Consider the following 25,744-nt stretch of genomic DNA (forward strand, 5'->3'; position numbering starts at 1 on the left):
ATTCCCCCTAACTGGCATGGTTTTATTTAAGGAAACTGGCTGTTTATTAAAGGTCAATGTAAGTTTATAGTCATTGTAATCCATTATAAAGGGTTAATAAGAGGATCTAGATAAAAAATTGATTTAGTCATTTAAAGTAGTTTAATCAAGAAGAAACATGATTTGGAGTGATTGTAATGAACAAAGCAGCAAATGGTTGGATGAATGGTTTTCTTGGCGTACTGATCTTTAGCGGCTCGCTACCTGCGACACGATTGGCTGTAGCGGATTTCGATCCGTTATTCCTCACCGTCTGCCGCGCTGCGATAGCTGGCGTATTGGCTGGCGCTCTCCTTTTCATCTTCCGGCAGCAACGTCCTGTCAGAAGCGATATCGTTCCTTTATTGGTGGTAGCATTTGGCGTGGTTGTTGGTTTCCCGCTGCTGACAGCCTTGGCCCTGCAATATGTCACGTCTGCGCATGCCATTATCTTCATTGGGCTTCTCCCGCTCTCGACGGCGATATTTGGGGTACTTCGGGGGGGTGAACGGCCTCGACCCTCCTTCTGGATCTTTTCAGCTGCAGGCAGCTTCCTGGTCGCAGGCTTTGCCCTAATCCAAAATGGGGAATCATCGCCGATTGGTGACGCATTCATGCTGGCTTCCATCATCGTATGTGGTCTCGGTTATGCAGAAGGAGCTCGGCTCTCACGCAAGCTTGGGAATTGGCAGGTGATCTCTTGGGCTCTCGTTCTATCGCTTCCCCTTATGCTGCCACTCTCGTTCTATTATACGCCGGACTCGTGGGCGGACATCGGTGATCCTGCTCTCTTCAGCCTTGCTTATGTGTCTTTATTCAGCATGCTCATCGGCTTCGTGTTCTGGTACCGCGGTCTCGCCCAGGGCGGTATTGCAGCGGTTGGACAGCTACAGCTTCTTCAACCTTTTTTTGGGCTGCTCCTTGCTGCTATGATTCTAAATGAGAAAGTCAGTCCGGCACTCGTAGCTGTGAATATTGCCGTTGTACTATGCGTGGCAGCCGCCCGGCGATTCGCAAGGTAACACATGGCCCATTTTAAAAACGAGCGGAACAGAATCCTGCTCCGGCTCGTTTATCATTTTGCAGTGTCCGTATTTTTCATAGACTCGAAGAATATTGACCCTCTGAGCTTGACCTCACGTTTAAAATGATTTTCATCCGTGACCAAGCGTTAAATAGTCAGGTTCCCTTCGAATATTTTCACAGCATGGCCAGAAAGTTTAACTGTGTCCTCCGCTACTTCAACCTTGACTAGCCCTCCTCTTTCCGATGCCTGATAGGCAATACAGATATTTTTATCCAGCTTGCTTTCCCAATATGGCCCCAGACAACAATGGGCAGAGCCCGTAACATAGTCTTCGTCAAGGCCTTGGGCAGGGGAAAAGAAACGAGAGACGAAATCATATTCATTGAGATTCGATCGACTCGTTACAATGACACCCCGAGTCGGTAATTGGGCAATCAAATCGATATCTGGTTTTAAGTTCCTTACGATTTCCTCTGATTGAACTTCGACTAGATAATCCCATTTGTTCTGACCAACATACGTAGGCACAACGCCCAAAGCCTTTATCAGTAAATCCGGGGCAGCGGTCTCCTGCTCCATTAATGACGGAAATTCCAATTGAACCATCCCATCCACGAATTTGGCAGTGAGAAGCCCGCTTTTTGTCTGATAGACAATTGCTTCATTCCTTGGTACGTATCCTTTCTCCCACAAAAAGAAAGAGCTTGCCAACGTCCCATGTCCACAAATCGGGATTTCAATCGAAGGTGTGAACCAACGCAGTTGCCATTCATCATTATGAAGGTGAATAAACGCCGTAACAGGTAAATTAACCTCTTTAGCTATTCGTTGCATCCACTCACTGTCCTTTACCCCGCTAAGAAGACAGACAGCAGCAGGGTTCCCTTTAAAAGGTTGATCTGTAAACGTATTAATAATCGTTAATTCCATGAAAAAATGCCTCCTTAAATAGCATTGCCCGTCATGATTTCCACAATAAGCAAACTGTTAGTTATAATTATATTAAATCACATTTGGAATAGTTTACCTATTGGAGTCAGCAACCTTAGCCGAAGTTACTCTATGTATTAACACTTTTCTCTCTTTTTTTGTTTGAAACCTTACAGTTATAGATTAAGATGAAATTATACAATTTTTTCAAGAAACGAAACATGCTATTACTTTAAGGCATTCATAATAATGGGATGTAAACTAAAAAAAGAAGTTATGATACATAAGAAATAGATAATAAGGAAAAGCTGCATATCGCTTTGTTAGATGAAAATGCAGAAACTGAAAAAATCTAGTTTTGTTAGTAAAGGGAGAAATTCAAAATGGAAATTTACGCAGTTAACATTGAGGGTATTAATGAATTTAATTTTGAATACACAACATACAATCACATTTTATCAAAACAAACCCTAAGGAAAGCAAAAAATTTTAAACACTATAAAGATAGTGTTAGAACTGTAGTCGGTGAATTATTAATTCACTATATCTATCTCCAAAACCAGAAAGAGTCTTCCATCCCCCTTGTGATAAGACGAAATGAATATGGCAAACCATATTGTAATGAAGCAGCTTTCCATTTTAACGTCTCACACTCTGGCAGTTGGGTTGTTTGCATTGTCGATACTAAACGAGTGGGTATAGATATTGAACTAATGACAGATATAGACTATGAAGCTTTAATTTCATTTTTTCACCCTTTTGAAAGCCGAGAAATGAAGGAAACAACTAGTAAAAAGGATTATTTTTACAAACTCTGGACGATAAAAGAAAGTGTCATAAAAAATATCGGAAAAGGCTTAAGTATTCCATTAAACAGCTTTTACGCCCGTCAAAACCAACAAGTAACGTCGATCCATTTCGAAGAAAGCACATTGAATGACACCAAATTTCATGTGAAAATGTTTGATTTTCAAGAAAATTATAAGCTAGCAGCTTGTGCCCTTCATGATAAATTTCCTGAATCTATTAGTTTCTTAGATGCATCTAAAATTTTTTCTTTTCTCATGCACGACAGTAGACCTCCAAAATAATTAAATATCTTACAATGTAAGCCGACTAAATAACGAGCCTGCATTGTTTGTTCATCCAACATTAACAATAAAAAAACACATGACTGTAGTATTTAAACTCCTCAGTCATGTGTTCATGCATAAAACCTTATTATGATGATTACGTGTCTTTCTTACATACATTATTTTTCAGGAAGAAAAGAGTAAACATTTGTATCATATACTTCACCATTTTGATACATATAGTTTTTTAGGATTCCTTCTTGTTGAAATCCCATTTTCTTAAGTAAATTGTTTGACGGTACATTTTCAATAAAAACTACAGCACCAATTCTCGTTAATCCTAGAGTTTCCGAGCCGTATAAAAGAATTTTCGAGACTGCTTCAGTCATATATCCCTTTTTCCAATGGTCAGGATGGATTTCGTAGCCTATTTCCGCCCGTTTATGTTTAGGAGACCAAGCATTAAATCCAATTGTTCCTATTAACCCTTTTTCTCCTTTTCTTTCGATCCCCCACCTAATTCCTCTTTTTTCCTTTAAACTTTCAGAAAAAAAATCTATAAATCCGCTAGCTTGTTCGACGCTCTCTAATTTATCTTGACCATAAAAACGTATGACGTTAGCGTTAGAAAAACAAGAAAAAATGGCATCTGCATCCTCATGAGTTATTTCTCTCAAAATGAGTCTGTCTGTTTCTAAATTAGGAAACATTTAATATTCCTCCTATGAATTCATATATCTGCGAAAAGTGTCACCGTTTTTTTATGTACAAAAATAGGGGGCTACCTTCATCATTCATTGCCCTCTTACCCTAGTTTTTTTACCAAAAAAATTAAATTAAAGACTGTTTAATTGGATATAAATGGCACTTCCACAATATCAAGTTTGCAGAACTTTTACAAGAATTCTTTGCGGATAAAAAAATTAAATGGCAGAGTGTCAGATAAGAATAGCAGTTTCTCTGATGATAAAAAGAGGAATACCGGAATTTTGTAAATATCACCAAGCTGAATGATACGCGCCACATCTTCCATGACCCTCTTAATGATTTTAAATGTCGCTTCCGCAACAGCGTTATCCATAAGGGCAACCTTTCATACTTAGTGACGACCAATCTTAAATATGGTTAACGTTTCGTCCGTAGTAATAGATGCGAATGACAGCGACCAATTAAAAATATTATCAAACGAAGGGTAAGTTTCGGATGTATCGTGTTCTTTCAACTCTCCAATTAATATGGCGGAGGCAGAAATCTTTGAAAATGAAAATAACATCAAACTCCCTGAAGATTACAAGGCGTTCTTAACACTCCATAATGGGGCAAAAATGTATGAATTACTCGATGACGACGGTGAAAAAAGGGGGGCGGTCTTCATGTTTTTAGTTTAGATGAAATAAAGAGGTTCAAGAAATTGACTACCTGAGTGAACATGGGATTCCGATTGCCCACCTATAGAATGATTGCTATCAAATAATAGATACAAAGAGAAACTTATGGAGTTTACAGATCTTTCGTCTCTAAACCTTAATTGTGTAATTTTCTTGGATCGCTACATTATTGCACACGGCGAGGTGTTTTGGAGTTGGCCCATTTATACTGCTGAATAAATAATAAGAGCGATTGCTAATTAAATGCAGTCGCTCTTTTTTCAAAGCATTTTAATTTGTCAACGTTAATAGTTTTGCGGAAGTATAATTATATTTCTCAATCGAAAAATCAAAAACGACTCCAGCTTTTAAAAACACCGTATTTTCTACAATTAAAGTCGGATCTCCTGGCTGCAAGTCCAAAAGCTTTGCATCATCATCATTTAGTTTCTCACACGAAATGATTTTATCTGCAAAACCAATATTCAGCTTCAAATCCTCGACTATATATTCATAAATGGAACCATTTGCGATTTCTTTATTTATGATGGGGATGATGTCTTTATTGAAAAAGGACTCTTCAATTACAATGGGTTCACCATTTAAGCATCTAACCCGTTTGAGGTTATAGATTTTGGTTTTCAGATTACATTTCATTTTTTCGGCCAATTTTTCATCAGCTTCTATTAAATCTAACTTCAACACTTCACTTGTCATTTCATCCTTTTCAAACTGTTTCGTTAAGCCATTCATATTCTTCATCGAAATACAGCCAGGTCTGGAAAATTCCCTTAGGAATATCCCGCTTCCTTGAACTTGATAAATATAACCCTGTTCAGCCAATATATTGATTGCTTTTCTTATGGTATTCCTGCTGACATCGAACTTCTTCATCAACTCTTCTTCAGTAGGTAACTTAGTATTTAATGTATATGTTCCTTCTAATATTTCTTTCTCCATTTGTTCTACGACCATTCTATACTTTACACCCATATTTCCCTATACCTTCCTCTATACATAATGATTTCGAACAATAATTTAGACTAAATGTTAGGTTTTCTTTACAATAGTTTATTTTATTACGATTGTAAAGAAACCTCAGTTTCTTTTGGAACAGGCATGTTCAATCCTTAAGCCGTTCCTAAATTTCAAACCAAAAAAAGAGACATCAAATCGTTTAACGATAGGATGTCTCCAAATCTATTGAGTATCATAGTTTAATCTTGGCGAGGAACCGCATTCCCTTTCAGGCCCCAAGTTAATTTGTTCAGCATTTTACCCTTGAAGTGAGATTTACTGCCTCTGCACCCTTTTACTTTTTCCAGAACGGAACACTACCACACTCGTGAACAAAGGATACAGTATGTACCCCAGATAAACACCCATCATATTCAGTATCAGGTCATCGATATCCAAACTTCCGCGCCGAAAAACGAGCTGACAGATTTCAATACCTGAGATCGTTATGAATGGATAAAGAAATTTCCTTAAAGCAGATGGCTCTTTCCCATCCCTGGACAACAAATACAGCCCGAATGGAATGAACAGACCCACATTGGCGCTAAGGTTATAAAATGACACAAGCCCGTTCATTTCGTTCGATAAATAAGAAAGTATCGTAGAAAAAGGAATCAAATTATACGAATATACCTGCCCTTCTGGTCGAAAGAACAGCAAAACCAGTAATGATAAACTGTAGCAAATCAAGGCTGCCTGCCACAAAAGGCGCGGAATCATCACCGTTTCACCTCGAAAATAAAGAACCGCAAACGAAACGATAAGAAGTATACAAAACCAAACAACCATGATCACCAAAGGATTCAAATATAATAGAAGCTGAAGGAAAAGAGGTAAACCGCACAAAAACAGGGCTTGCGACAGCAAAAGGGAAAGCATGGCGGATTTTCGAGACATGTAACTCCCCCTTCTATTTCTCTCCAAATCAATGCATATCATTATATCCTAGGACATCTTTAACAGGCCGTCAACAAACTACATACACCTGTCATTTTGAAAACTGCCGGTATGTTCGTCAAGGGGAAGTTCTTTCGAATAAATCAACCTAAACGAAGGATAATTCGTCCTTCATCGGGCAGAACAAAAAAAGCCGGTTCCTCACTTTCCAGGAATCAGGCTTTTTTGTTTATTGATGTTCATTTTATAGTGCACGGTATTTTTTTAAACTTATAATATTGATGGTTATAAAAACGACGGAAAATGCCAGGAGAATGAGTAAATCCAGTAAAACCTCATTGAAAGTGAAACCTTTGTACATAATCCCGTTCATGGCGTCCGATGCGTAATAGAGCGGCATGACCTTGCCGATTTTTTGCAGCCAGTCTGCCATGCCATCCAATGGGAAAATCCCTGTGAAGAAGACTTGCGGCACGATGACCAACGGAATGAATTGTACCATTTGGAATTCAGATGTTGCGAAACTCGATAGTAATGTACCAAGCGATAATGCAACAAGCGCGACAAGTATATTCGTTAATAAAACGAGCCAAATGGAGCCAACAAGGACGATATCCAACACATTTACGGCATATAGTACGACAATTAAGGTTTGAACGAGCGCAAATATGCCATATCCGATTACATACCCCGCTACGATTTCGTATCGTTTAATCGGTGTAGCAAGCAACCGTTCCAACGTACCACTTGTTCGCTCCTTCAAAAGTGCAATCCCTGCTATTAAAAATACAAAGAAGAACACGAAAAAGCTGACGAGCATCGGACTGAACGTATCAAAACCCTTTGTTTTGGCATCCCCGTATACATATTGCTTCTCAATTGAGGGTGTATTTTTTCCATCCCCTTGCAGTCCTTGCATCATTTGCATTTGAACGGCCTTTGCACGGCTCGGTTCGTCGTTCAATAGTGTCAGTTTTATCTTGCCATTTTCAACCTGCAGCCAGCCATCTGTATCATTTTCAATCATTTTCCCCTGTGAAAATTCCTCAGCAGCCGTTACTTGAAAATCCGCTTGTTTCAATGCTTTAACCATAGCTTCATTACTGCCTGTAACAACGATTTTCAAATCACTCGCTTCTGTATCGAAAATAAAATACATGAGCGTTAAAATGAGCAATGGAGCGAGGAAAAATAAAGCGAGCGTCCTTCGATCCCGGCGCATCTGCTGTGTAATCCGCGTAACAAGAGAGGCAATTCTCATTTTAGGCCACCTCCAATCCTTAAAAAAACATCATCAAGCGTTTCCGCTGCATATTGTGTTTTTAAAGCCGCCGGGGTTCCTGATGCGATGATTTCACCCTCACGCAGCATCGCCAGTTTATCGCATCGTTCCGCCTCATCCATCACATGCGTCGTGATGATGATCGTCTTATGATCTTCATTTCTTAAACGCTCAAGTTCCCGCCAAATGGATCGTTTCAGCAAAGGGTCCATTCCCACTGTCGGTTCATCCAAAATGAGAATCTCCGGATTTTGGATGAGTGCAACCGCCAGTGACAGACGGCGTTTCATCCCCCCGGAATAATACGCAGCCCGAACGTTCAAGTCACTCGTCAACTGTACGATTTCAGCTGCATATTGAATGCGTTCCCTTCGTTCCTTTTTCGAAAAACGGTATAGCTTCGCAAAAAACTCGAGGTTTTCAGCACCCGTCAGATCTGTATATAAAGCATCGGATTGTGCCATATAGCCGACATCCATTAACAGTGCTTCATTTGGCACTTCATGATCCAGAACCGTGACATTACCAGCATCGGGCTTAATCAATCCAACAATCATTTTAATCAAGGTCGTCTTTCCGCATCCGGATGGACCTAACAAGCCAAAAATTCCACTTTTTTCAATATTCAGGCTCAATGGCTGAATGACCTTCTTATGATGAAAACCCTTAGCAATTCCTTCAATGGAAATCGCATTTTTCATTGTACACACTTCCTCCCTCTTTAATTAACACGGTGTTGAGTGTATCATCATTCTAAGGTAGCTTTTAGTCTAATACAATCAACACATTTCGAAAAATGTTTAGTGAGGAGACATTCAATGGCGGAATTTCATGAGGATATGGTACAAAAGACGAAAAAGCAGATACAACATCATTTTATTGCACTCGTTGAAGCAGAGGGGTTCTCACATGTCTCAGTGAAGAAAATTGCAGAGCGCGCCAACATTAATCGGGGCACATTCTATTTGCATTACACAGATAAATATGAATTGATGGATCACTTACAGCAGGTATTGTTAAATGAACTTCAAACTCGAATTACTGCCATTTTGCCGAAAGAGGCTTTTTTGGCTCTCCATCAACAACAACTTTACCCGCCTTTCGTAGCAATTTTTCAATTCATCAGTGAACATGCGCACGCATTAAGGGCCATTCTTGGAGATAAGGGAGATCCTTCTTTTGCAAAAAAAATAAAGCTTGTGTTCGGTGAAGTACTACTGGAGCGTTTGATCAGCCAGCATCCAGCAGCTAAAGATGAAGCATTCCGCATGTATATGCACGCCTTCATGACATCTGCGATTTTAGGCGTTATACAGGAGTGGCTGGAGAATTGCAAAGAGCAAACGGCGGAAGAAATGGCGAAAATTCATTTTCAAATCCTGAACTTCATCAGCCAATTACGGACATTCATTCAATGAACTTTTATAAAGGCATGTTCCATTTACATGCCTTTAGGATAATAAAATGGGATAATCCCCCTTTAAACTTACATCTTTTCCTCCGCTTTGACCTCTGCCTTTCCAACCTGATAATACCTGCTCTTCGAGGCCTTCATACTAAGGATGGACAATAAAATGGATATAGCAAACATGATCATTGAACCTGAAATCACCACGAACCGAATCGAAATGAAATGAGCTGAAACACCGACAATTGCGGTAGTGATGATGATCAATAAAGCTTCTAACAAGCCAAAAACACTTCCGACCCTGCCCATGATTTCCACAGGAATATTATTTTGATAAAAGGTTTGAAAGCCTGTATTGGCAAACGCCAGAGAAAAGGCAATGATGAAGAAACCGATGGCGGCCAATGAAAAGGAATTCGAAAAGGCATAGACCATATAACCTATCGAGACAAATAAAGATCCAAGACCAATCATGTACGAGATTTGCACTTTACTGATGAATACGGCATTGACTATGGCACCCGCAATGATGCCTGCCCCGGCGATGCTTACAAGGAATCCGTAATCGCTGTCCGACAAAAGGAGTATGGCCTTGGCAAACGCTGCTTCTTGGGAATCGATGGCCGTTTCCATCACCACCATGCAGCTGAATAAGAAATAAATGAGCATGATATAGGAAGATTTCCGGCTGAAATCCAGGACGATGCCCCAATCCTTTTTCATGATGGTCCAAGACAGGTAATGACTGGATTTTCCAAGGGGATGATCCTTTTCAAGATTAGGCATGAATAGAGTGATGATACCGGATAATAATAAGGCAGCCGCGTTAATATAAATGGCTAAAACCGGTGTACCGATTAAGAAAAGGATACCCGCTATCGCTGGTCCAATCAAAAAAGCTCCAGAATCGATCAAGCTTCGTAACGAGTTAAATCGTTTCCGCTGTTCAATGGGGATTAATTTTGTTATATAAGTCCTTGATGTCGTTACAAACATGGCCTCTGCCATATTGATCACGAAGACAAGGGAATAAATGACCCAAATAGAAGAAGCCAATGGCAGCAAAGCCATGAATACCGCTCGAAATAGATCAAGTGCGATCATTAAATTCCGCTTATTGATCCGGTCGATCACGCTGCCGGCCCAAACATTCGTAAATATGGCAGCCATCGGTTTAACGATATACAGTCCAGCAACCGCCAAGGCTGATCCCGTCATATCCAGCACGATTAAATTAAGTGCAATAAAATAAACCCAGGCACCGAAGTTGGAAATCCCGATCCCGCACAATAGAATGGAAGGATATTTCCAAGATACTAATGGATTTCTCAATGTCAACGCTTCCCCTCCTTAGAAAGAAAATATAAAAACAATAAAAAAAACCGTCCACAAGAAATGCGTCTTGAGGACGGGATCAATAGAACGGTGCCAATTAATATGTCACCATTATTAATCTTATGCCGTATTGCATTAACAGCATGCAATAACTATGCACTATAATGGGAATTCCCTTTAAGCTTCAATACATCCTCGTTACTCCTTTCCAGTTTACCAAGGCACTGGAAAGTTGCGTTTCAATTACTTTTTCCTCATCGGAATCACATTTTACCTAAACTTTAACATTAATGGCCTAATTTTGTAAATCTTATGATTTTCAAAACAAAAAAACTCATTCAAAATTAAATGAGTTTGAAAGCAAAACAAGATAGGAATTTTTCGCTCAGCGTTCCCGAAAAAGACACAGGAAAGACATAATTGAATACCGTTAAATGAATGTTTGGATTCAGTTAATTTACTTTAGGGAAAACAATTTTAAAAACGGATTCTTTTTCTTATCCGTTATCCTTAACTCATTCATTATGATTTGGTCCTCATGATCGGCTATCCATTTCCTTAGTGCATCTTTATCCTGGCATTGTGTTAAATATGTCTGGCCACCCTTGCCTGTAGCGTTAATAACATATCTATTGAACGTCTTCTCCATAATTGCCCGCCTTTTTTATAAAATGTCTGAAACCTTTAAATACGAATGCAATGACTTTTTCTTTATGCTTTTCAAAAGAAAAATAATTTATATATATTAATAACATTGATTGGCAATGACCTGTTCAGCTAGAAAGTGTTGAATCAAGTACACCGAAACTGTTATCATAATCGGATTAATCGAACCTATCATAATGTGCTAACTAATATTTGTCAATACGTTTTATCAATGTAAATAAAACGTAAATTTTCAGTTTTATTAAAGAAATATTTTTTTACAATTTAGGGGTTTACAACTGCTAAATGTTGGGAGTAGAATACGTTTATCAATTTAATACATTTCGGCCAAAACTCAAAGGAATTGAGTACGGAGGACCCAATCATTTGGGGTTAATTCTGCCATGCAGAAGGGATGAGATCAGCTCTTTCGCCATCCTACCCGTCAGCTAACTTCGTCGGCTAAAGCGAAGGAGGTCATAAGACCGCCTATTTCGGGAGCTTTTTTTTGCACGCTTTTTGTGACAAAATAGCTGTTCGATGTTTACGCAGGTCTTTTTATTATGCTTAAAAAGGATTTGATAACAGGATTGATGGTTAAGATATTCATACAGTTTTACACATGTCATTTTTAGGTAGGGATGATCAATTGATAAAAGCAAAAAATTTATTCGATCCGCCAAAAATCCTTGTACTAGGCTTTGCCACCCTGATACTTATTGGGGCCTATTTGCTGACCCTGCCGATTTCTACTGAAAATGGGAATGGCCTTGCTTTTCTGGATGCTTTATTCACCTCAACCTCCGCTACATGTGTAACAGGACTTGTCGTAGTGGATACGGGAACGACCTTCACCACCTTTGGTGAATTGGTCATCTTAACACTGATTCAGATAGGCGGCTTAGGATTCATGTCATTTGCGACGTTTTTCTTTTTCCTTTTAGGCAAAAGGATTTCTTTAAAAGGGAGGTTACTCTTGCAGGAATCCTTAAATAATCTTTCCATGGCAGGTATAGTCAAGTTAGTAAAACGGCTTTTAATTTTCACGGCCATCATTGAAGGCATGGGTGCCCTTATCTTATCGATTCGCTTTTCTTTTGACATGCCAATCGGCAAAGCGATCTATTACGGGGTTTTTCATTCCATATCGAATTTCAATAATGCCGGTTTTGATTTAATGGGAGAATTCAAGAGTTTGACCCCTTATGTATCGGATCCATTCGTAACCCTTACGGTCGCCTTCCTGATCACGTTTGGCGGAATAGGTTTTATCGTGATGAATGAACTATACGAATATCGTGATACCCATCGTTTATCCGTACATACGAAGGTTGTTCTGATGACTAGCCTGACACTTACAATCGCCGGCGCAATTTTAATCTTTTTATTCGAGTTCGGTAATGCCAAGACATTGCAGCCTTTATCTTTCATGGGTAAAACGTTATCGTCTCTATTTCAATCGGTTTCACCAAGGACGGCCGGCTCCAATACGCTGAATATCCCTGATTTGACTCAACCCACATTACTGCTCATCATTTTCTTGATGTTCGTTGGGGCTTCACCCGGATCGACTGGCGGCGGGATTAAAACAACCACATTTGCGACGCTTATCGGAACGGTCTGGTCACAGATTAAAGGAAAGGGTGATGTGGTATTATTCCGTCATCGCATTATAAGTGAAACGATCTTTAAAGCATTATCCGTTACATTCATTGGCGTATTCATGGTTTCAATCATCTCCATTCTGCTGACCATCACTGAAAGCGGAAGTGACTTCTTGATGATTTTATTTGAAGCCACTTCAGCATTTGCCACCGTGGGACTTTCAATGGGTTTGACCCCCGAATTATCACCGGTTGGCCGGATGCTCATCATTTTCACAATGTTTGCAGGCCGTGTGGGTCCTTTGACTTTGGCCTTTGCTATCGCTATGAGGCGCAAACCAGATCCGTTCCGACGTCCAAAAGGGAAAATCATGATTGGTTAATCATAAATGAAGGAGTGTAAAAGATGGGAAAAAGACAATATGCCGTGATTGGTTTAGGCAGATTCGGAACCAGTGTGGCCCATAGATTATATTCGGCTGGCCAAGAGGTATTGGGTATTGATATCAGCGGGGAAAGAGTCGAGAATGCGGAACTGAGCGTTACCCATGCAGTCATTGCGGATACGACTGAAGAAGAGACATTGAAATCCATTGGAATCCGCAACTTCGATTGTGTCATCGTAGCCATCGGAATTGATATGCAATCAAGCATTTTAACTACCTTGCTTTTAAAAGAGCTTGGGGTCAAAAAGGTGATTGCCAAGGCCCTTAATAAAAATCATGGTCAGGTGCTCACTAAAGTTGGAGCCGATTGGGTCATCTATCCTGAGAGGGATATGGGGGAACGGGTCGCGAACCAGCTTCTGTCCCCTAACATGCTGAACTATATTGAACTCTCTAAAGAATACAATATCGAGGAAATCATAGTCCCCATGAGCATGAAGGGAAAAAGCCTCAGGGAGCTGGATTTACGCGCAAAATATAATATCAGCGTCATTGCCATCGTGAGTAATGGGGAAATTATCATAGCACCATCACCCGATCAGGATATCCATGAAAAAGATATGCTTTTAGTGGTTGGCAATAAAGAAGATCTTGCCGTCTTTGCAAATATTGAATAATGGTTCCCCTTCTCGTATCCGGTTCTGGCTGTATGAAGATGAACTAAAATCAGCCGATTAAGAAGGATTCATCATAGGACTTCGTGTCATATATATCGATTCCTATAAATTCCCTGCAGTCAGGATCTGAAAAGAGAAACACTATTTTCTTGGCATCAGGATGAGTAACTGACCGTTTTACAAGTACATCATTCAATCTTAAGGAATAATAGCTTTCACCATCAGCTGTAATTCCTATTGTGAATGCAGGCATTTCATCAGCCAGACCTTTAATTTTCAAGGCTGTTCCACCTTCCAATTCAATTCCTATGATTGGAATGCCTTTGCCGAAATCCAGAATGATATCCTCGTTAAGCGGGAGCTCGTCCGTTTTTGTAATGGTGTGCTTCAATGGTTCGGCTAAATAGATATAGCCCATACCCGCACCATCATCAAATGTCATATGCCTTTTCATAGTTCCACCTCCCTTTTCTGTAGCGGCTTCATTTTTATGTTTACCCATTCAAGAAGGCTGCTTTATGGCGGTCTTCTTGAATGGATTTTATACTTTTTTCACTAAAACGAACATTCCCCTGCCATGAATACGTATGTATTATTTAATGGTATTGATGGCTTGGGCAAGAGTGGATTTTATCATCACTTTATCAAAAGGCAGTTGAAGCTTAACAGCAGTCTTGGCTATTTCCGGCCGAAGTCCTGAAAGGGTTGTCCGGATTCCGATCAAAGTTAAGGATTCAATCAATTGTGACAGTTGGTGGGCGGATACACTATCTATTGCATGGACGCCCGATAGGTCAATGAAAAGCCTGGTGACATTTTTTTCAGCGCATTTTTGTAATGTGTTTTCAAGCAAGGACATGCCTCTCGCCGTGTCAATATCACCGATCAGGGGAAGCAACGCCGTGTTATCTTTAAGGGAAATGATGGGCGAGCTCAATTCATCGATCGTTGCCTGCTGGGCTTTCATAATTTTATTGGCATATCTATGATTCGCTTCCGTAAACCGCTCCATCACTTCACTGAGCACCTTGACCACTATCCGGTACCAGGAGTTTATTTCCTCCTGTGTATGTTGATCTCCATGCAATGCCACGAATTGATCAATATAATCCAAGTATTGCTCTTGCGTTCGAAAGAACTCCCTCAATATAAAATAGATGGGTGTGTTTAAATGCTGCTCATCCTGACCGATATCTTCAATCCACTCACCAAGATGCTCAAAGTATTCCCTTTCCTCTGTATCAAAGACCTGAAAGAAACGTAAATGGAATTCATTATTTTGTTGCTTAAGCTTTTTAATTACTTCGGGATCAGGTGAGCTATAAACCCCCGCCTTATCATTTTTATTCAATGTTGCGTACCAATCCTCAGTCAATTGTGCTGCAACACCTAATAAAAATGAATATAGTTCTTTATTTCTGTGCATAAATTCCCCACCTATTTATTTTTTTAACATCCCAATTGGTCCCAGCAATCGATAAATCATCGCTACTGGAAGACTGTAATCAGCATTGTAAGGGTATTGAAAGTTAACGATTCAATCAACAAAGTAAGCATCAAAGATCCCCCCAATGGTCCCCTCTTTCCATTTACCTTCCCAGCTATTTTTGAAACCATACAACTGCCGATTTTTTAAAAAAGGATTCTTAAAAACATTCATCTATTATTCTGGTCATTTTATTGTTATAGTTTACCATTTTTATTTTTTGTTAACAATTTCACCTTCATCCAAACCATTTTCTTTTCACGTGAAAAAAGGACCTGATCCCAGATCCTCCGTTTAGTGGCATTGAGCCGCACTATCCATAACCTTTAAACCATCCCATCACCGTTTCACCCATCTAATGACCATTACTTTTTCATAAATAAAGCCGTCCATAAACCTTGCACCCCAAAGGTTTCATCAGATTCTTCCTTTTTCCTCATTTTACGTATTTCCACCACTTCAAATTCCTTGAAAATCATTCTAAGTTTCTCTTCAGTAAAACCTAATCCGCCTTTAAGGCTTTTTTGCCTATATACCTCCCAATCCGAGATGTCGGCACCACCTAATATGCCGCCTTCTATAAAACAAGTAATCGAATACAATCCCTTAGGCCTTAACGCCTTTTTCACCATCTCCAAATAATTGATCCTTCGATGTGGTGCGATATGATGAAAACAGCCTGAATCATATACGAAGTCATATCGCCCTTCCTCAATTTCCAACTCAAATATATTCCTTTGAATGAAGTTCACTTGGACTTTCTTTTCTGCCGCTCGTTCTTTTCCCCATTCCAAGGCTTCCTTTGAAAGATCAACCGCATCAACAGAACAGCCCTTTTGAGCAAGGTAAATAGCATTTCTTCCAGGACCGCACCCAAGCTCAAGAACCTTTCCAGACCCAAGCAGCTCACTATCAAAGTATTGAACCAAATTCTCATCAGGGAGATTTCCGAAAAAGGGAACCCCCTTTTCCCGGTCTTCATAAAAACCATTCCAGAATGTAGTTGGCTCACGCAATAACGAATCAAGCATGTTCAATAGATCATCATAGGTTGTAATCGTCTCCGACAAAACCATCACCTCTTCCCATTATATCCCACAATATAATTATACCGATTTCACCCCGGCGGCCATGTACCAGCTGCATCGTTACATATGACGTATAGCTAGCAAAGTCGCACTCAAACTGCCTTCTGATTGATAATCCAACATTACTTAATAACCGTTGATCAGCTCAATATCCATTAGAAAGGCAAGAAATGATAGACAACGGTGCTCCCATACTTACGCTCCTTGATAGAAACAACCCATTATCAACATTACGGACAGGTTCCTATTTTTTAGCTACCAAACAATAAAACTCATCTCTATTATGTATCCTGATGTCCTTGAATCCGCATTGTACCAAGCTACTTTCTATCTCCTGGATTGAATACAGTTTAAAGTCCTTCGTTTGCTCCATCATTTCCATATTGGTTTTATCCATAATTGATAAAAATAACATTCCATGCGGTTTTAACACTCGGTATGCTTCACATATGCCTTGATCAATATCATCCCAAAAATAAATGGTATGGACGGTGAATACTTTATCAAAAAAGTCATTTCTAAAAGGTAGGCTTTCAATATTGGCTACCTGTATATCCACCACCCCATCGTGCAGATACTTCTTATTCCTCCTCATTGCTTCTTTGACCATCTTTTCGGAAATATCGACACCATAATTTCTGCCAAGAATATTCACTTGAGCTAATCTAGTTAATGTGGAGCCATTTCCCATTCCGACTTCCAGGATTTTTTCGTTTCCATTGCTATTCAATAAGCCAATTGTCCAATCATTTATAGTATGGTTCCCTCTCTCCATATACCTGCCCACCCATTTGGAGAGAGGTCCTTTCGGATTTTTCAATTGACTCCCAATCCACTTCTGAAACATGCCCCACCAGCTTCCTCAATATTATTGTTCTTTACCATCACTTTGGCAGTCATAACTATAACAATCAAAATGGCAAGACAAACAAATAAATCCCCCTTGGATGAAAAAAATATCCCAGCCGATTAAGAGAATCCACAACTACCTCTCTATCACCAGCAGTTCCCGATATCTCCAAGAAAATAATAATAGGGTTAAAATCATACTGATGGCAGTAAGCATTGAAAAGATATAATCATGGCCAATCATTTGCATACTGATAAAGGATGAAATAACGACGATTAGAAAAACCAAGGAAGACTTAATTGGGCTTTTCCGTTCTATACATCTATTTAAAATAATATAAGGTTATAAACCATGATGAAGAAAATAAACTTCGTTGAGCCCTTCCATTTTTCAGAATGATTTTCACACCTTTTGGGTCTTTACTCTTCCCTCCGTTTACTGATAATTATCTTTCTATACATTCCATTCAGCATGATCGATCGATTTTCTTCCATTTTCATATTTTTTTCATGTCTACTGAACAAGTCTTCAAACCTCAAGCCAATATCTGTACCTAAAAATCTAATAATGGGTCTCAGAAGCTTTTTGGGTAATGAAAGCCGTTCATCTTTAGAGATAAACTTATCGAATATGATTATTTTCCCCTCGCCTTTTAAAACCCTGATCATTTCCAGAAGACATTCATTTGCATCAGGTACGACGGAAAGGACCAAACTTCCAACTATATAGTCAAACGATTCATTATCGAATTCCATATGCTGTGCATCCATCTCCAGGAAAGTGATCGATCTATCCCCATATTTAACCATCGCCTTTTTTAGCATATCAGCCGAAAGGTCTATCGCCGTTATCTCAAGGTCAAGGTGCTTGATCAACTCTAAATCGGCACCCGTTCCTACGCCCACAAACAGAACCTTTGCATTGTCATGAAATGATATCTCTTCAAATATACTTTTCCTGGCTTTTAAAAAGAGGGCACTGAAGGTTTTGTCATATATTGGAGACCAAACCTTATAAATTACTTTATTCCACGAATTATTCAACATCCATACCTCCCCGGCCTCTTACATACTTCTTCTATAAAGCATACGAAATCCCTTCCAAGCGGATATGTAAAGTTCATTCAGAATGCGATGTTTCCTTCCACGATAACGGTCAGGTATGCCATATCTCTAAAAACTGTTCCCACTATTGGTTTTCTTCCTTAAATCATCATAAGATTGCTCCTGCCGTGTCCGACATTAGGTTTCCCTGTATTTCTTTCCATAAAGAACACCCCTCCAAATCTAAAGGCCATACCTTTTTAAACAAAGACCTTACACCTGCGCCCATTTTAACAATTACCTTGACTGTCATAGTAATACATTATAAGATATACCACAGGAGGTGAGGATTTGGTTCAACGACAGCTATCCTCTGACCTGCTTCGCGGACATGTAGATACGATGATTCTAAAACTCCTGCAAAGTGGCGATAAATACGGTTATGAAATCAGCAAACTGATATATATGAGTTCGAATGAGCAATATGAATTAAAGGAAGCGACCATGTATTCCAGTTTAAAACGTCTAGAAAAGGACGGATGCATCATCTCTTATTGGGGAGATGCTTCACAAGGCGGAAGAAGGAAATATTACAAAATCACCCCCATCGGGGAAGACACATATACGCAAAATAAAAATGATTGGGAACTTGCCAAGCGAATACTTGAACGCCTCTTGTAAGAAAGGAAGATGAAATGTGATTGAAAAACTGCAGGCACATGTTCATGGCATTTTTGCACCGTACAAAAATGCAAAAACAGCAAATGAATTGGAAGAAGAACTGCTGCAAAACTTACTGGAAAAATACAATGACCATAAAAAGAATGGCTCTAGTGAGCAGGAAGCGTATAAGCTGACTGTGGATTCAATAGGAGAAGTATCAGAGCTCATGGAATCACTTAATCTTCACTATAGTGAGCTTGAGCAGGCAATAAACATGGACTATTCCAGACATCGCTTATTGGATTCCGACTTTCGCTCGGTTTCCGTGCATGACGGGAAATTCAATTCCTGTGATTTAAGCCGCTCTGATTTCAGCCATTCCGACCTGACGAACAGCACCTTTAAAAGCAGTAACTTAAATAAATGCATCTTTGAAAACGTCAATTTAACAAGCACCTTATTTAAAAGCGCGAATTTAAAAGGCGTAACTTTCAAGAACAGCATTTATAATAAGACCCATTTTAAAGGCTGTAATTTATCTGGTCTTACATTTGATGGGGAAACATTTAACCAAACCATTTTCGAGGGTTCTTCATTGAAAAAGGCATCATTTCGTGATGCCACACTCATCAATGTTCAATTCCGGATGTCCGATTTAAAGAAAATCGACTTTACTGGAGCTTCGATGGATAAACTTACTTTCAACTTTTTAAATGGAGCGAAGGTAGATCTCAGCAGTGTGACCATCATCTAAGGAGGGATTTCCAATGACGTTACCGATTGCGATTGTCGTATCCACCTCAATCATTTGCGTGACCGTGTTTTTAACTGCGGTCGTTTTAAAAGGAATGAGCATGGGGGAATGATTGATTAAAGAACCCTGTGCTAAGACAATACACGTCTTAGCACAGGGTTTTTACGTTTTCAATTTAAATCCATGAATTTAAGTATAGAAGTAACAATTATCCTATATTAAGAGAAATGACCATTTTCCTTGCTGGTAAAAACCATTGATTTTATTTTCTGACTATTATACAATAACTCAAATTAACCTAATTTTATTTAACATTCCATGAAGAGAAAGAGTACGTTATAGTTTCTGTTCCAAAGAGAGCTGGTGCTTTGCTGAAAGCCAGTGTCCAGATAATAACCGAAGATCATCTCTGAGAAGTAAAGCCGAACCTTTAGTAAGCTTTACCGGTTTCCTCCGTTATAAGGGACAACATACAATTATGTTTGTAAAGGGCAGCAATGTGCTTTCTAAGCATTCCATTAAACAAGAGTGGTACCGCGAGTTCCGAATCTCGTCTCTTAATGAGACGGGATTTTTTGTTTTAATCCAGTTAAATCAATGAAAATAAAGGCAAAGCAGGTGAAGGTCTAATGCAGACACTATTATTCGTAACAGATTTATACTATGAAGCAAAAGGAAGAAATTATTATGAGGAGGATTTGTTCCTTACTTCGGAACTTAGGGAAGATTTTCAATTGGTCATTTGTCACCCTGAAGACACTGAAACATTTGAAAAGGACTTTGACCTAATTGTATTTCGAAATGCTGGTCCAGTAGCAAATTTTAAAGATAAGTATCAAGCATTCCGCAATAGAGCGGCTACTGGTTTGAAAACTTACAATTCATTTATTGGAAAGGCTGATATGAACGGGAAAGAATACTTAATTGAACTGACGAATGCCCAATTTCCTGTCATTCCAACTATCGATACCCTTGATTCTTTAAATAAACTTCCTAATGTAGCATTGTACATAGTGAAGCCGAAAGATGGTGCAGATTCCATCGGTTTGGAATTTGTCACGAAAGATGAATTGGGAGATAAAATCGATTCAGAATCAAAGAACCTATTGGTACAACCTTTTATCAACTTTGAGTATGAGGTTTCATTTTATTTTATCGATAAGGAATTTCAGTATGCTCTTTATGCACCAGACAAAGAGAAAAGATGGGAATTAAAGGAATACACACCTACAGAAAAAGATTTAGCCTTTGCTCAGCAATTTATTGAATGGAATAATCTTGATTGGGGGATTCAACGAGTTGATGCATGCCGGAATGAGCAAGGTGAACTTTTATTGGTTGAACTGGAAGATTTAAATCCCTATCTTTCCTTGCTGGAACTAACTGATGAAGCCCGTCAGAACTTTGTAAAAGCGATGAAAAAGTCAATACAGAAAGCTCTTCAAGCTTAGAATAACAAAGAAAGACTTTTAATTAAGTCGTTTCAGACTGTCGCAAAAATTCGTGAACGGACGAATAAAGTTTGAGTTAGGTCCAACTGGGTTGCACGGTCGAATAAAGTGCGGGGACGGACGAATAACTGGCTAGCCGAGATCCCACAGACGCGTGCTTTGATGAGGCTTGGCATACAGTCGGCGGCCGAAATCAAATGGAACGATTTTTAACTAAAAAAACTGTAGGCAAACCCGCTTTTCTTCGAGTTTGTCTACAGCCTGAAACGACTTTTAATTGTTAAACTATCTGAGATTTATGCCATTTCCATGCACTTTCAATAATCTCTTCCAAATCTATTGATGCTTTCCATCCAAGTTCTTCATATATCTTATTAGCTGAAGCAACCAGACGGGCTGGATCTCCAGGGCGACGGTCTGCATACTCTATGGTCGGCTTCACTCCTGTGACCTTTTCACAAGTGTCGATTACATCTTTAACCGAAAATCCTTTTCCATTCCCAAGATTGTAGATGGCCGTATCCTTCTTCCCGGACAATAGGGCTTGAAGCGCGATTATATGAGCTTTGGCTAAGTCCGTTACATGAATATAATCACGAATGCAAGTGCCATCTTTCGTGTCATAGTCTGTGCCAAATACGGAAATCTTCTCTCGTTGACCTAATAAATGCTGTAAAATAATAGGAATCAGATGTGTTTCAGGATCATGACTTTCACCGATTTCTGCCGACACATGTGCTCCAGCCGCATTAAAGTAACGTAAAACGACATAGTGGAGTCCATATGCATTTGCAAAGTCACTTAAGATTTGCTCCACCATCAATTTCGAGCGGCCATATGGATTAATCGGATTAGTTGGCTGATCTTCATCAATCATATCCACATTTGGTATACCGTAAGTAGCTGCCGTTGATGAAAAAATGAAATTCTTAACATCATGCTTGAGCATGGTATTCACTAATGTAAGAGTTGCACCAACATTATTATTATAGTATTTATAAGGGTCTTGGACAGACTCACCTACCAAGCTATTAGCAGCAAAGTGCATTACAGCTTTAATGGGATATTTAAGGAATATTTCATTCAAGACCGCTTCGTCTCCTAAATTCCCTTCTACCAAGATGGCCTTCGAATCGACCAGCGAAGGAAAACCGGTTGAGAGATTATCCAGAATGACAACCTCTTCTGTATTCACTAACTCTTTTACAAGATGACTTCCAATATAGCCTGCACCGCCAACGACCAAAATCATATAATATTTACCCTTTCTTTTTAAACTGACTTCTTTACGTTATAAGTTCTCCCAACAAACCTCACGCGTCTTAAGAATTGGGTGTCCCTGGATCGCACACTTTAGCCCTTTTAGCCATAATAATCCCCTCCAGGTAGTCGTGTACAATCCAAAATTGTTCGTGATCTTAGTACACTCTCTACCTAAAGGGGATAGTATCACATAGGAGTTTTCTCTATTTAAAATGGTCTATCTGATTCCTGCTTTATGCATCTTGAGGATATTTTCCATTTCTTTTATAATGTCGTCTCTTAAATCAGGACGTTGCAGGGCAAATTCAATTGTCGTTTTCACAAAGCCATCAACAACTCCTACATCATAACGTTTTCCTTCAAAATCGTAAGCGAAGACTTTTTGGATTTCATTCAGTTTTTGGATCGCATCCGTTAACTGGATTTCACCGCCAGCCCCTGTTTCCTGATTAGCTAAGAAATCAAATATTTCCGGTGTTAGTATGTATCTTCCCATGATGGCTAAATTGGATGGTGCCGTTCCTTGTTCTGGCTTTTCAACGAATCGGTTCACTTCGTATCTTCTGCCTTCTTGAGTAAGCGGGTCAATGATGCCGTATCTATGTGTTTCATTCTCATTTACTGGCTGCACTCCAATGATGGACGAACCTGTCGCATCATATTCGTTGATTAATTGACGTAGTGATGGCACATCGCTTTGAACGATGTCATCGCCTAAAAGGACTGCAAATGGCTCATCACCAATAAAGTTACGTGCACACCAAACAGCATGTCCAAGGCCTCTCGGTTCTTTTTGCCTAATGTAGTGGATATTAGCTAAATTCGATGGGTATTGTACCTTCTCCAATAAATCGAATTTCCCTTTTTCCCTCAAGTTATTTTCTAGTTCGTATGCATTATCAAAATGATCTTCTATCGCACGTTTATTCTTTCCCGTGACAATGATAATATCTTCGATTCCCGCTTTCACGGCTTCTTCTATAATATATTGAATAGTTGGTTTGTCCACTATTGGCAGCATTTCTTTTGGCATTGCCTTCGTAGCAGGCAAAAATCTAGTTCCCAATCCAGCTGCAGGAATTATAGCCTTTTTTACTTTTTTCATACTCTTGTTACTCCTCCATATCAACTTTAAAAATTAAATCCATATAATTACATTTTTTTCTTAATCACCATATTAATAGTAACATAGTCTGGTTTTTAGTTAAAATGTTTGTATATTCAATACTTTTTATATCCTATTTATTATATACCAATTTCTTCATATTTTAAAACTTATTGGGTAAATCTTTCATCTACAACTGTATAGACACTTAAATTGACACTATTCGCCGTCTCCAGCTTGGAACGGAACGTCTGATAAAGTAAATATGGCCCTTCCCCGAACGAATATCAGGAAAAGGCCTTATTTTCTTGATTATACGGCTGTCAGGTCCAAAGACTGACTTATTTAGTACTATTGATCATCCCATTAATTTTTTCCATGAAAGCATTCATGACTAGGTTCAACTTCAGCTCGGCTGCTTCCATCGTTTCACCTTGGATTCCGAAATAGAATTTGATTTTAGGTTCTGTCCCAGATGGCCGTAAGCATACCCATGTGCCATCCTCAAGGAAGTACTTAATTACATTTGATTTAGGTAAATCAATGACTTCTTCCTTATCGTTGCCCACCGTCAGCTTCATGCCGCTTTGATAATCCTCCTGCACAGTTACAGCTTTTCCGGCTATTTGCTTTGGAGGATCCTCACGGAATTGATTCAGTATCCCTTGAATCTGCCCAGCGCCTTCGATTCCCTTTAAGGTCAATGACTGGAGTCCCTCCAGGTAATACCCGTACTTTTCAAATATATTTAGCAAACCTTCATATAGGTCCATGCCCTGTTTTTTATAGTAGGCACACACTTCCACCGCAAGAACGGCAGCTTGGATCGCATCTTTATCACGGGCAAAATCCTTGATTAGATAGCCATAACTTTCTTCATACCCGAATAAGAATGTGTGCTTACCGCTTTTCTCATATTCGTTGATCTTTTCAGCGATGAATTTAAAACCCGTTAATACATCAACGGTCCCTAAGCCATATTCATTTGCGATTCTGCGGCCTATTTCAGAAGTCACTATCGTTTTTAAGACAACTCCATTGGGAGGTAAAGTGCGTTTCGATTTCTTTTCTTTTAAAAGATAATCCAATATTAGTGCACCAGTTTGATTACCTGTAAGCACCACATATTCGCCATTCTTATTTTTAACGGCGATACCGAGCCGATCTGCATCCGGATCTGTTGCGATCAACAGGTCCGCAGATACCTCATTTCCTAATTCAATGGCCATTTCAAATGCTGCATGTTCTTCAGGGTTCGGTGATTTGACTGTCGAAAAATTGGGATCAGGCAATTCCTGCTCTTTAACAACATGTACCTTATCGTATCCCAGATCTTTTAAAGCACGCCTAACCGACTTATTTGCTGTGCCATGAAGTGGTGTGAATACTACTGTCACATCAACTTCTTCGCTTAGATTTCTGTTTTCGGGCACAGTAAGCAACTTTTCATTATAAGCGGCATCGATTTCCTCTCCGACAACCTCAATGAGGCCCTGTGCTTTCAATGTCACTTCATCTTTTACCGAAATGGCAAGTTCATTTTCAATCGCATTCACGAATTCAATCACTTTATCAGCAGTAGCCGGAGGAAGCTGGGCACCATCTGGTCCGTACACTTTATAGCCATTATACTCAGGGGGATTATGACTTGCCGTGATAACGATCCCAGCATAGGCATTCAGTTCTCGAACGGCAAAGGATAACTCCGGCGTTGGCCTTAACTCATCGAATAGATAAGCCTTAATCCCTTCTGTAGCCAAGGTCTTGGCTGCTTCCAAGGCAAATTCAGGTGATTTAAAACGTGAATCGTAGGCAATCGCGACACCTCTGCGTTTTGCTTCATCACCCATCGATTGCAGATAATGGGCTAATCCTAATGTTGCTTTGCGGACTGTATAAAGATTCATTCGATTGGTACCTGCCCCAATTTCCCCGCGCATACCGCCTGTGCCAAATTCCAAGTTCTTATAAAACGCATCTTCAATATTTTTTTCATCATCTTGCATCTTGTTAAGTAATGACTTCATTTCCTCATCAAGGGCTTCGAAATTCACCCATGAGTGGTAAGAACATTTATAATCCATTTTCACATTGTCCTTCTTTCTTTCTGGTTCCCTGTTGGGAAATCTAGATGTTCTACTAAGACTAACAGTTATCACTGAAATAAAAAAAAGCCATTCATAGGACTTTCTTCGCTATATTATCAGCAATAAATGGATATCAGTCAATATTTTCAACATAAAAAGGTTTGTTATGGATGGATAATCAATTGAATTTGAATGGAGGCAATAATCAGGGGATGGCGATGGATTCGGTAATCTTGGACATCAGCCCCTGCCTAAAGACAGGGGCTGATGTCCACTATAATGGATTAC

At 39.4% G+C, this 25,744-nt stretch carries 26 protein-coding genes, 1 riboswitch and 1 other annotated feature; of the genes, 9 read left to right on the top strand and 17 right to left on the bottom strand.

Annotation, left to right across the window (positions count from 1 at the left end; all coding sequences use genetic code 11):
• Positions 1-176: 176 nt before the first annotated feature.
• Positions 177-1,040, top strand: a complete 864-nt coding sequence (locus tag UP17_RS21465) for a DMT family transporter (RefSeq protein WP_061465153.1) — start codon at positions 177-179, stop codon at positions 1,038-1,040.
• Positions 1,041-1,189: 149 nt separating this feature from the next.
• On the opposite strand, the gene UP17_RS21470 is transcribed toward UP17_RS21465, so the two are convergent.
• Complete coding sequence (locus UP17_RS21470) at positions 1,190-1,975, bottom strand: PhzF family phenazine biosynthesis protein (protein WP_061465155.1); 786 nt, start codon at positions 1,973-1,975, stop codon at positions 1,190-1,192.
• A gap of 383 nt (positions 1,976-2,358) precedes the next feature.
• Between UP17_RS21470 and UP17_RS21475 the strand changes: the two genes are divergently transcribed.
• Positions 2,359-3,066 carry a 4'-phosphopantetheinyl transferase family protein gene (locus UP17_RS21475; protein ID WP_061465157.1) on the top strand — a complete coding sequence of 236 codons (708 nt, stop codon included), beginning with the start codon at positions 2,359-2,361 and terminating at the stop codon, positions 3,064-3,066.
• 161 nt (positions 3,067-3,227) lie between these two features.
• On the opposite strand, the gene UP17_RS21480 is transcribed toward UP17_RS21475, so the two are convergent.
• Together UP17_RS21480 and UP17_RS21485 are read right to left on the bottom strand one after the other, a co-directional pair.
• The gene (locus UP17_RS21480; RefSeq protein ID WP_061465159.1) at positions 3,228-3,758 is read right to left on the bottom strand and encodes a GNAT family N-acetyltransferase; all 531 of its coding nucleotides are present in this window, start codon (positions 3,756-3,758) and stop codon (positions 3,228-3,230) included.
• A 185-nt stretch (positions 3,759-3,943) separates the two neighbouring features.
• Positions 3,944-4,129 carry a hypothetical protein gene (locus tag UP17_RS21485; protein ID WP_061465161.1) on the bottom strand — a complete coding sequence of 62 codons (186 nt, stop codon included), beginning with the start codon at positions 4,127-4,129 and terminating at the stop codon, positions 3,944-3,946.
• Between the two features lie 154 nt (positions 4,130-4,283).
• Between UP17_RS21485 and UP17_RS29615 the strand changes: the two genes are divergently transcribed.
• Positions 4,284-4,436, top strand: a complete 153-nt coding sequence (locus UP17_RS29615) for an SMI1/KNR4 family protein (protein ID WP_081108922.1) — start codon at positions 4,284-4,286, stop codon at positions 4,434-4,436.
• A gap of 270 nt (positions 4,437-4,706) precedes the next feature.
• Here UP17_RS29615 and UP17_RS21490 read toward each other — a convergent pair whose 3' ends face one another.
• The 4 genes from UP17_RS21490 to UP17_RS21505 all read right to left on the bottom strand — a co-directional run bounded on the left by UP17_RS21490 (position 4,707) and on the right by UP17_RS21505 (position 8,312).
• Positions 4,707-5,408: a GntR family transcriptional regulator gene (locus UP17_RS21490; protein WP_061465163.1), complete on the bottom strand. Its 702-nt coding sequence runs from the start codon at positions 5,406-5,408 to the stop codon at positions 4,707-4,709.
• 300 nt (positions 5,409-5,708) lie between these two features.
• On the bottom strand, positions 5,709-6,329 hold the full coding sequence (locus UP17_RS21495) for a VanZ family protein (protein ID WP_061465165.1): 621 nt from the start codon (positions 6,327-6,329) through the stop codon (positions 5,709-5,711).
• Positions 6,330-6,573: 244 nt separating this feature from the next.
• Positions 6,574-7,590 carry an ABC transporter permease gene (locus UP17_RS21500; protein WP_061465167.1) on the bottom strand — a complete coding sequence of 339 codons (1,017 nt, stop codon included), beginning with the start codon at positions 7,588-7,590 and terminating at the stop codon, positions 6,574-6,576.
• Positions 7,587-8,312 (bottom strand): ABC transporter ATP-binding protein, encoded by a 726-nt coding sequence (locus UP17_RS21505; protein WP_061465168.1) that lies wholly within the window; start codon positions 8,310-8,312, stop codon positions 7,587-7,589. The genes UP17_RS21500 and UP17_RS21505 overlap by 4 nt, the downstream gene beginning before the upstream one ends.
• Before the next feature lie 117 nt (positions 8,313-8,429).
• Between UP17_RS21505 and UP17_RS21510 the strand changes: the two genes are divergently transcribed.
• Entirely contained in the window at positions 8,430-9,029 is a 600-nt protein-coding gene (locus tag UP17_RS21510) for a TetR/AcrR family transcriptional regulator (RefSeq protein WP_061465170.1), read from the top strand.
• 68 nt (positions 9,030-9,097) lie between these two features.
• Here the strand turns inward: UP17_RS21510 and UP17_RS21515 are convergent, their stop codons facing one another.
• Entirely contained in the window at positions 9,098-10,351 is a 1,254-nt protein-coding gene (locus tag UP17_RS21515; protein WP_061466241.1) for an MFS transporter, read from the bottom strand.
• Between the two features lie 460 nt (positions 10,352-10,811).
• Positions 10,812-11,003, bottom strand: a complete 192-nt coding sequence (locus UP17_RS21520; protein ID WP_061465172.1) for a hypothetical protein — start codon at positions 11,001-11,003, stop codon at positions 10,812-10,814.
• A 332-nt stretch (positions 11,004-11,335) separates the two neighbouring features.
• Positions 11,336-11,478, top strand: a riboswitch (cyclic di-AMP (ydaO/yuaA leader).
• A 173-nt stretch (positions 11,479-11,651) separates the two neighbouring features.
• Here UP17_RS21520 and UP17_RS21525 point away from each other — a divergent pair.
• Both UP17_RS21525 and UP17_RS21530 read left to right on the top strand, forming a co-directional pair.
• The gene (locus tag UP17_RS21525) at positions 11,652-12,986 is read left to right on the top strand and encodes a TrkH family potassium uptake protein (RefSeq protein ID WP_411730449.1); all 1,335 of its coding nucleotides are present in this window, start codon (positions 11,652-11,654) and stop codon (positions 12,984-12,986) included.
• Between the two features lie 23 nt (positions 12,987-13,009).
• Positions 13,010-13,666 carry a potassium channel family protein gene (locus UP17_RS21530; RefSeq protein WP_061465174.1) on the top strand — a complete coding sequence of 219 codons (657 nt, stop codon included), beginning with the start codon at positions 13,010-13,012 and terminating at the stop codon, positions 13,664-13,666.
• A gap of 49 nt (positions 13,667-13,715) precedes the next feature.
• On the opposite strand, the gene UP17_RS21535 is transcribed toward UP17_RS21530, so the two are convergent.
• The 5 genes from UP17_RS21535 to UP17_RS21555 all read right to left on the bottom strand — a co-directional run bounded on the left by UP17_RS21535 (position 13,716) and on the right by UP17_RS21555 (position 18,133).
• Positions 13,716-14,120, bottom strand: a complete 405-nt coding sequence (locus UP17_RS21535; protein WP_061465176.1) for a hypothetical protein — start codon at positions 14,118-14,120, stop codon at positions 13,716-13,718.
• A 138-nt stretch (positions 14,121-14,258) separates the two neighbouring features.
• Positions 14,259-15,092, bottom strand: a complete 834-nt coding sequence (locus tag UP17_RS21540) for an STAS domain-containing protein (protein ID WP_061465178.1) — start codon at positions 15,090-15,092, stop codon at positions 14,259-14,261.
• A gap of 425 nt (positions 15,093-15,517) precedes the next feature.
• Positions 15,518-16,222 carry a class I SAM-dependent methyltransferase gene (locus tag UP17_RS21545; RefSeq protein ID WP_061465180.1) on the bottom strand — a complete coding sequence of 235 codons (705 nt, stop codon included), beginning with the start codon at positions 16,220-16,222 and terminating at the stop codon, positions 15,518-15,520.
• 262 nt (positions 16,223-16,484) lie between these two features.
• Positions 16,485-17,087, bottom strand: a complete 603-nt coding sequence (locus tag UP17_RS21550) for a class I SAM-dependent methyltransferase (protein WP_061465182.1) — start codon at positions 17,085-17,087, stop codon at positions 16,485-16,487.
• Between the two features lie 422 nt (positions 17,088-17,509).
• The gene (locus UP17_RS21555; protein WP_061466244.1) at positions 17,510-18,133 is read right to left on the bottom strand and encodes a class I SAM-dependent methyltransferase; all 624 of its coding nucleotides are present in this window, start codon (positions 18,131-18,133) and stop codon (positions 17,510-17,512) included.
• A gap of 402 nt (positions 18,134-18,535) precedes the next feature.
• Here UP17_RS21555 and UP17_RS21560 point away from each other — a divergent pair, with 402 nt between their 5' ends.
• The 3 genes from UP17_RS21560 (at position 18,536) to UP17_RS21570 (ending at position 21,001) form a co-directional block, all read left to right on the top strand.
• Complete coding sequence (locus tag UP17_RS21560; RefSeq protein WP_397260673.1) at positions 18,536-18,814, top strand: PadR family transcriptional regulator; 279 nt, start codon at positions 18,536-18,538, stop codon at positions 18,812-18,814.
• A gap of 16 nt (positions 18,815-18,830) precedes the next feature.
• Complete coding sequence (locus tag UP17_RS21565) at positions 18,831-19,550, top strand: pentapeptide repeat-containing protein (RefSeq protein WP_061465186.1); 720 nt, start codon at positions 18,831-18,833, stop codon at positions 19,548-19,550.
• Positions 19,551-19,859: 309 nt separating this feature from the next.
• Positions 19,860-20,111: a binding site (T-box leader), on the top strand.
• Positions 20,112-20,179: 68 nt separating this feature from the next.
• Positions 20,180-21,001 (top strand): ATP-grasp domain-containing protein, encoded by an 822-nt coding sequence (locus tag UP17_RS21570; protein ID WP_061465188.1) that lies wholly within the window; start codon positions 20,180-20,182, stop codon positions 20,999-21,001.
• Between the two features lie 280 nt (positions 21,002-21,281).
• Here UP17_RS21570 and galE read toward each other — a convergent pair whose 3' ends face one another.
• The 3 genes from galE to UP17_RS21585 form a co-directional block, all read right to left on the bottom strand.
• Complete coding sequence (galE, locus tag UP17_RS21575; RefSeq protein ID WP_061465190.1) at positions 21,282-22,253, bottom strand: UDP-glucose 4-epimerase GalE; 972 nt, start codon at positions 22,251-22,253, stop codon at positions 21,282-21,284.
• 228 nt (positions 22,254-22,481) lie between these two features.
• The gene (gene galU, locus UP17_RS21580) at positions 22,482-23,369 is read right to left on the bottom strand and encodes a UTP--glucose-1-phosphate uridylyltransferase GalU (RefSeq protein ID WP_061465192.1); all 888 of its coding nucleotides are present in this window, start codon (positions 23,367-23,369) and stop codon (positions 22,482-22,484) included.
• A 341-nt stretch (positions 23,370-23,710) separates the two neighbouring features.
• A complete protein-coding gene (locus tag UP17_RS21585) occupies positions 23,711-25,453 on the bottom strand; it encodes a phospho-sugar mutase (RefSeq protein ID WP_061465194.1) in 1,743 nt (580 codons plus the stop codon).
• Positions 25,454-25,744: the final 291 nt, after the last annotated feature.

This window comes from Peribacillus simplex (genome assembly GCF_001578185.1).
Classification (GTDB): domain Bacteria; phylum Bacillota; class Bacilli; order Bacillales; family DSM-1321; genus Peribacillus; species Peribacillus simplex_A.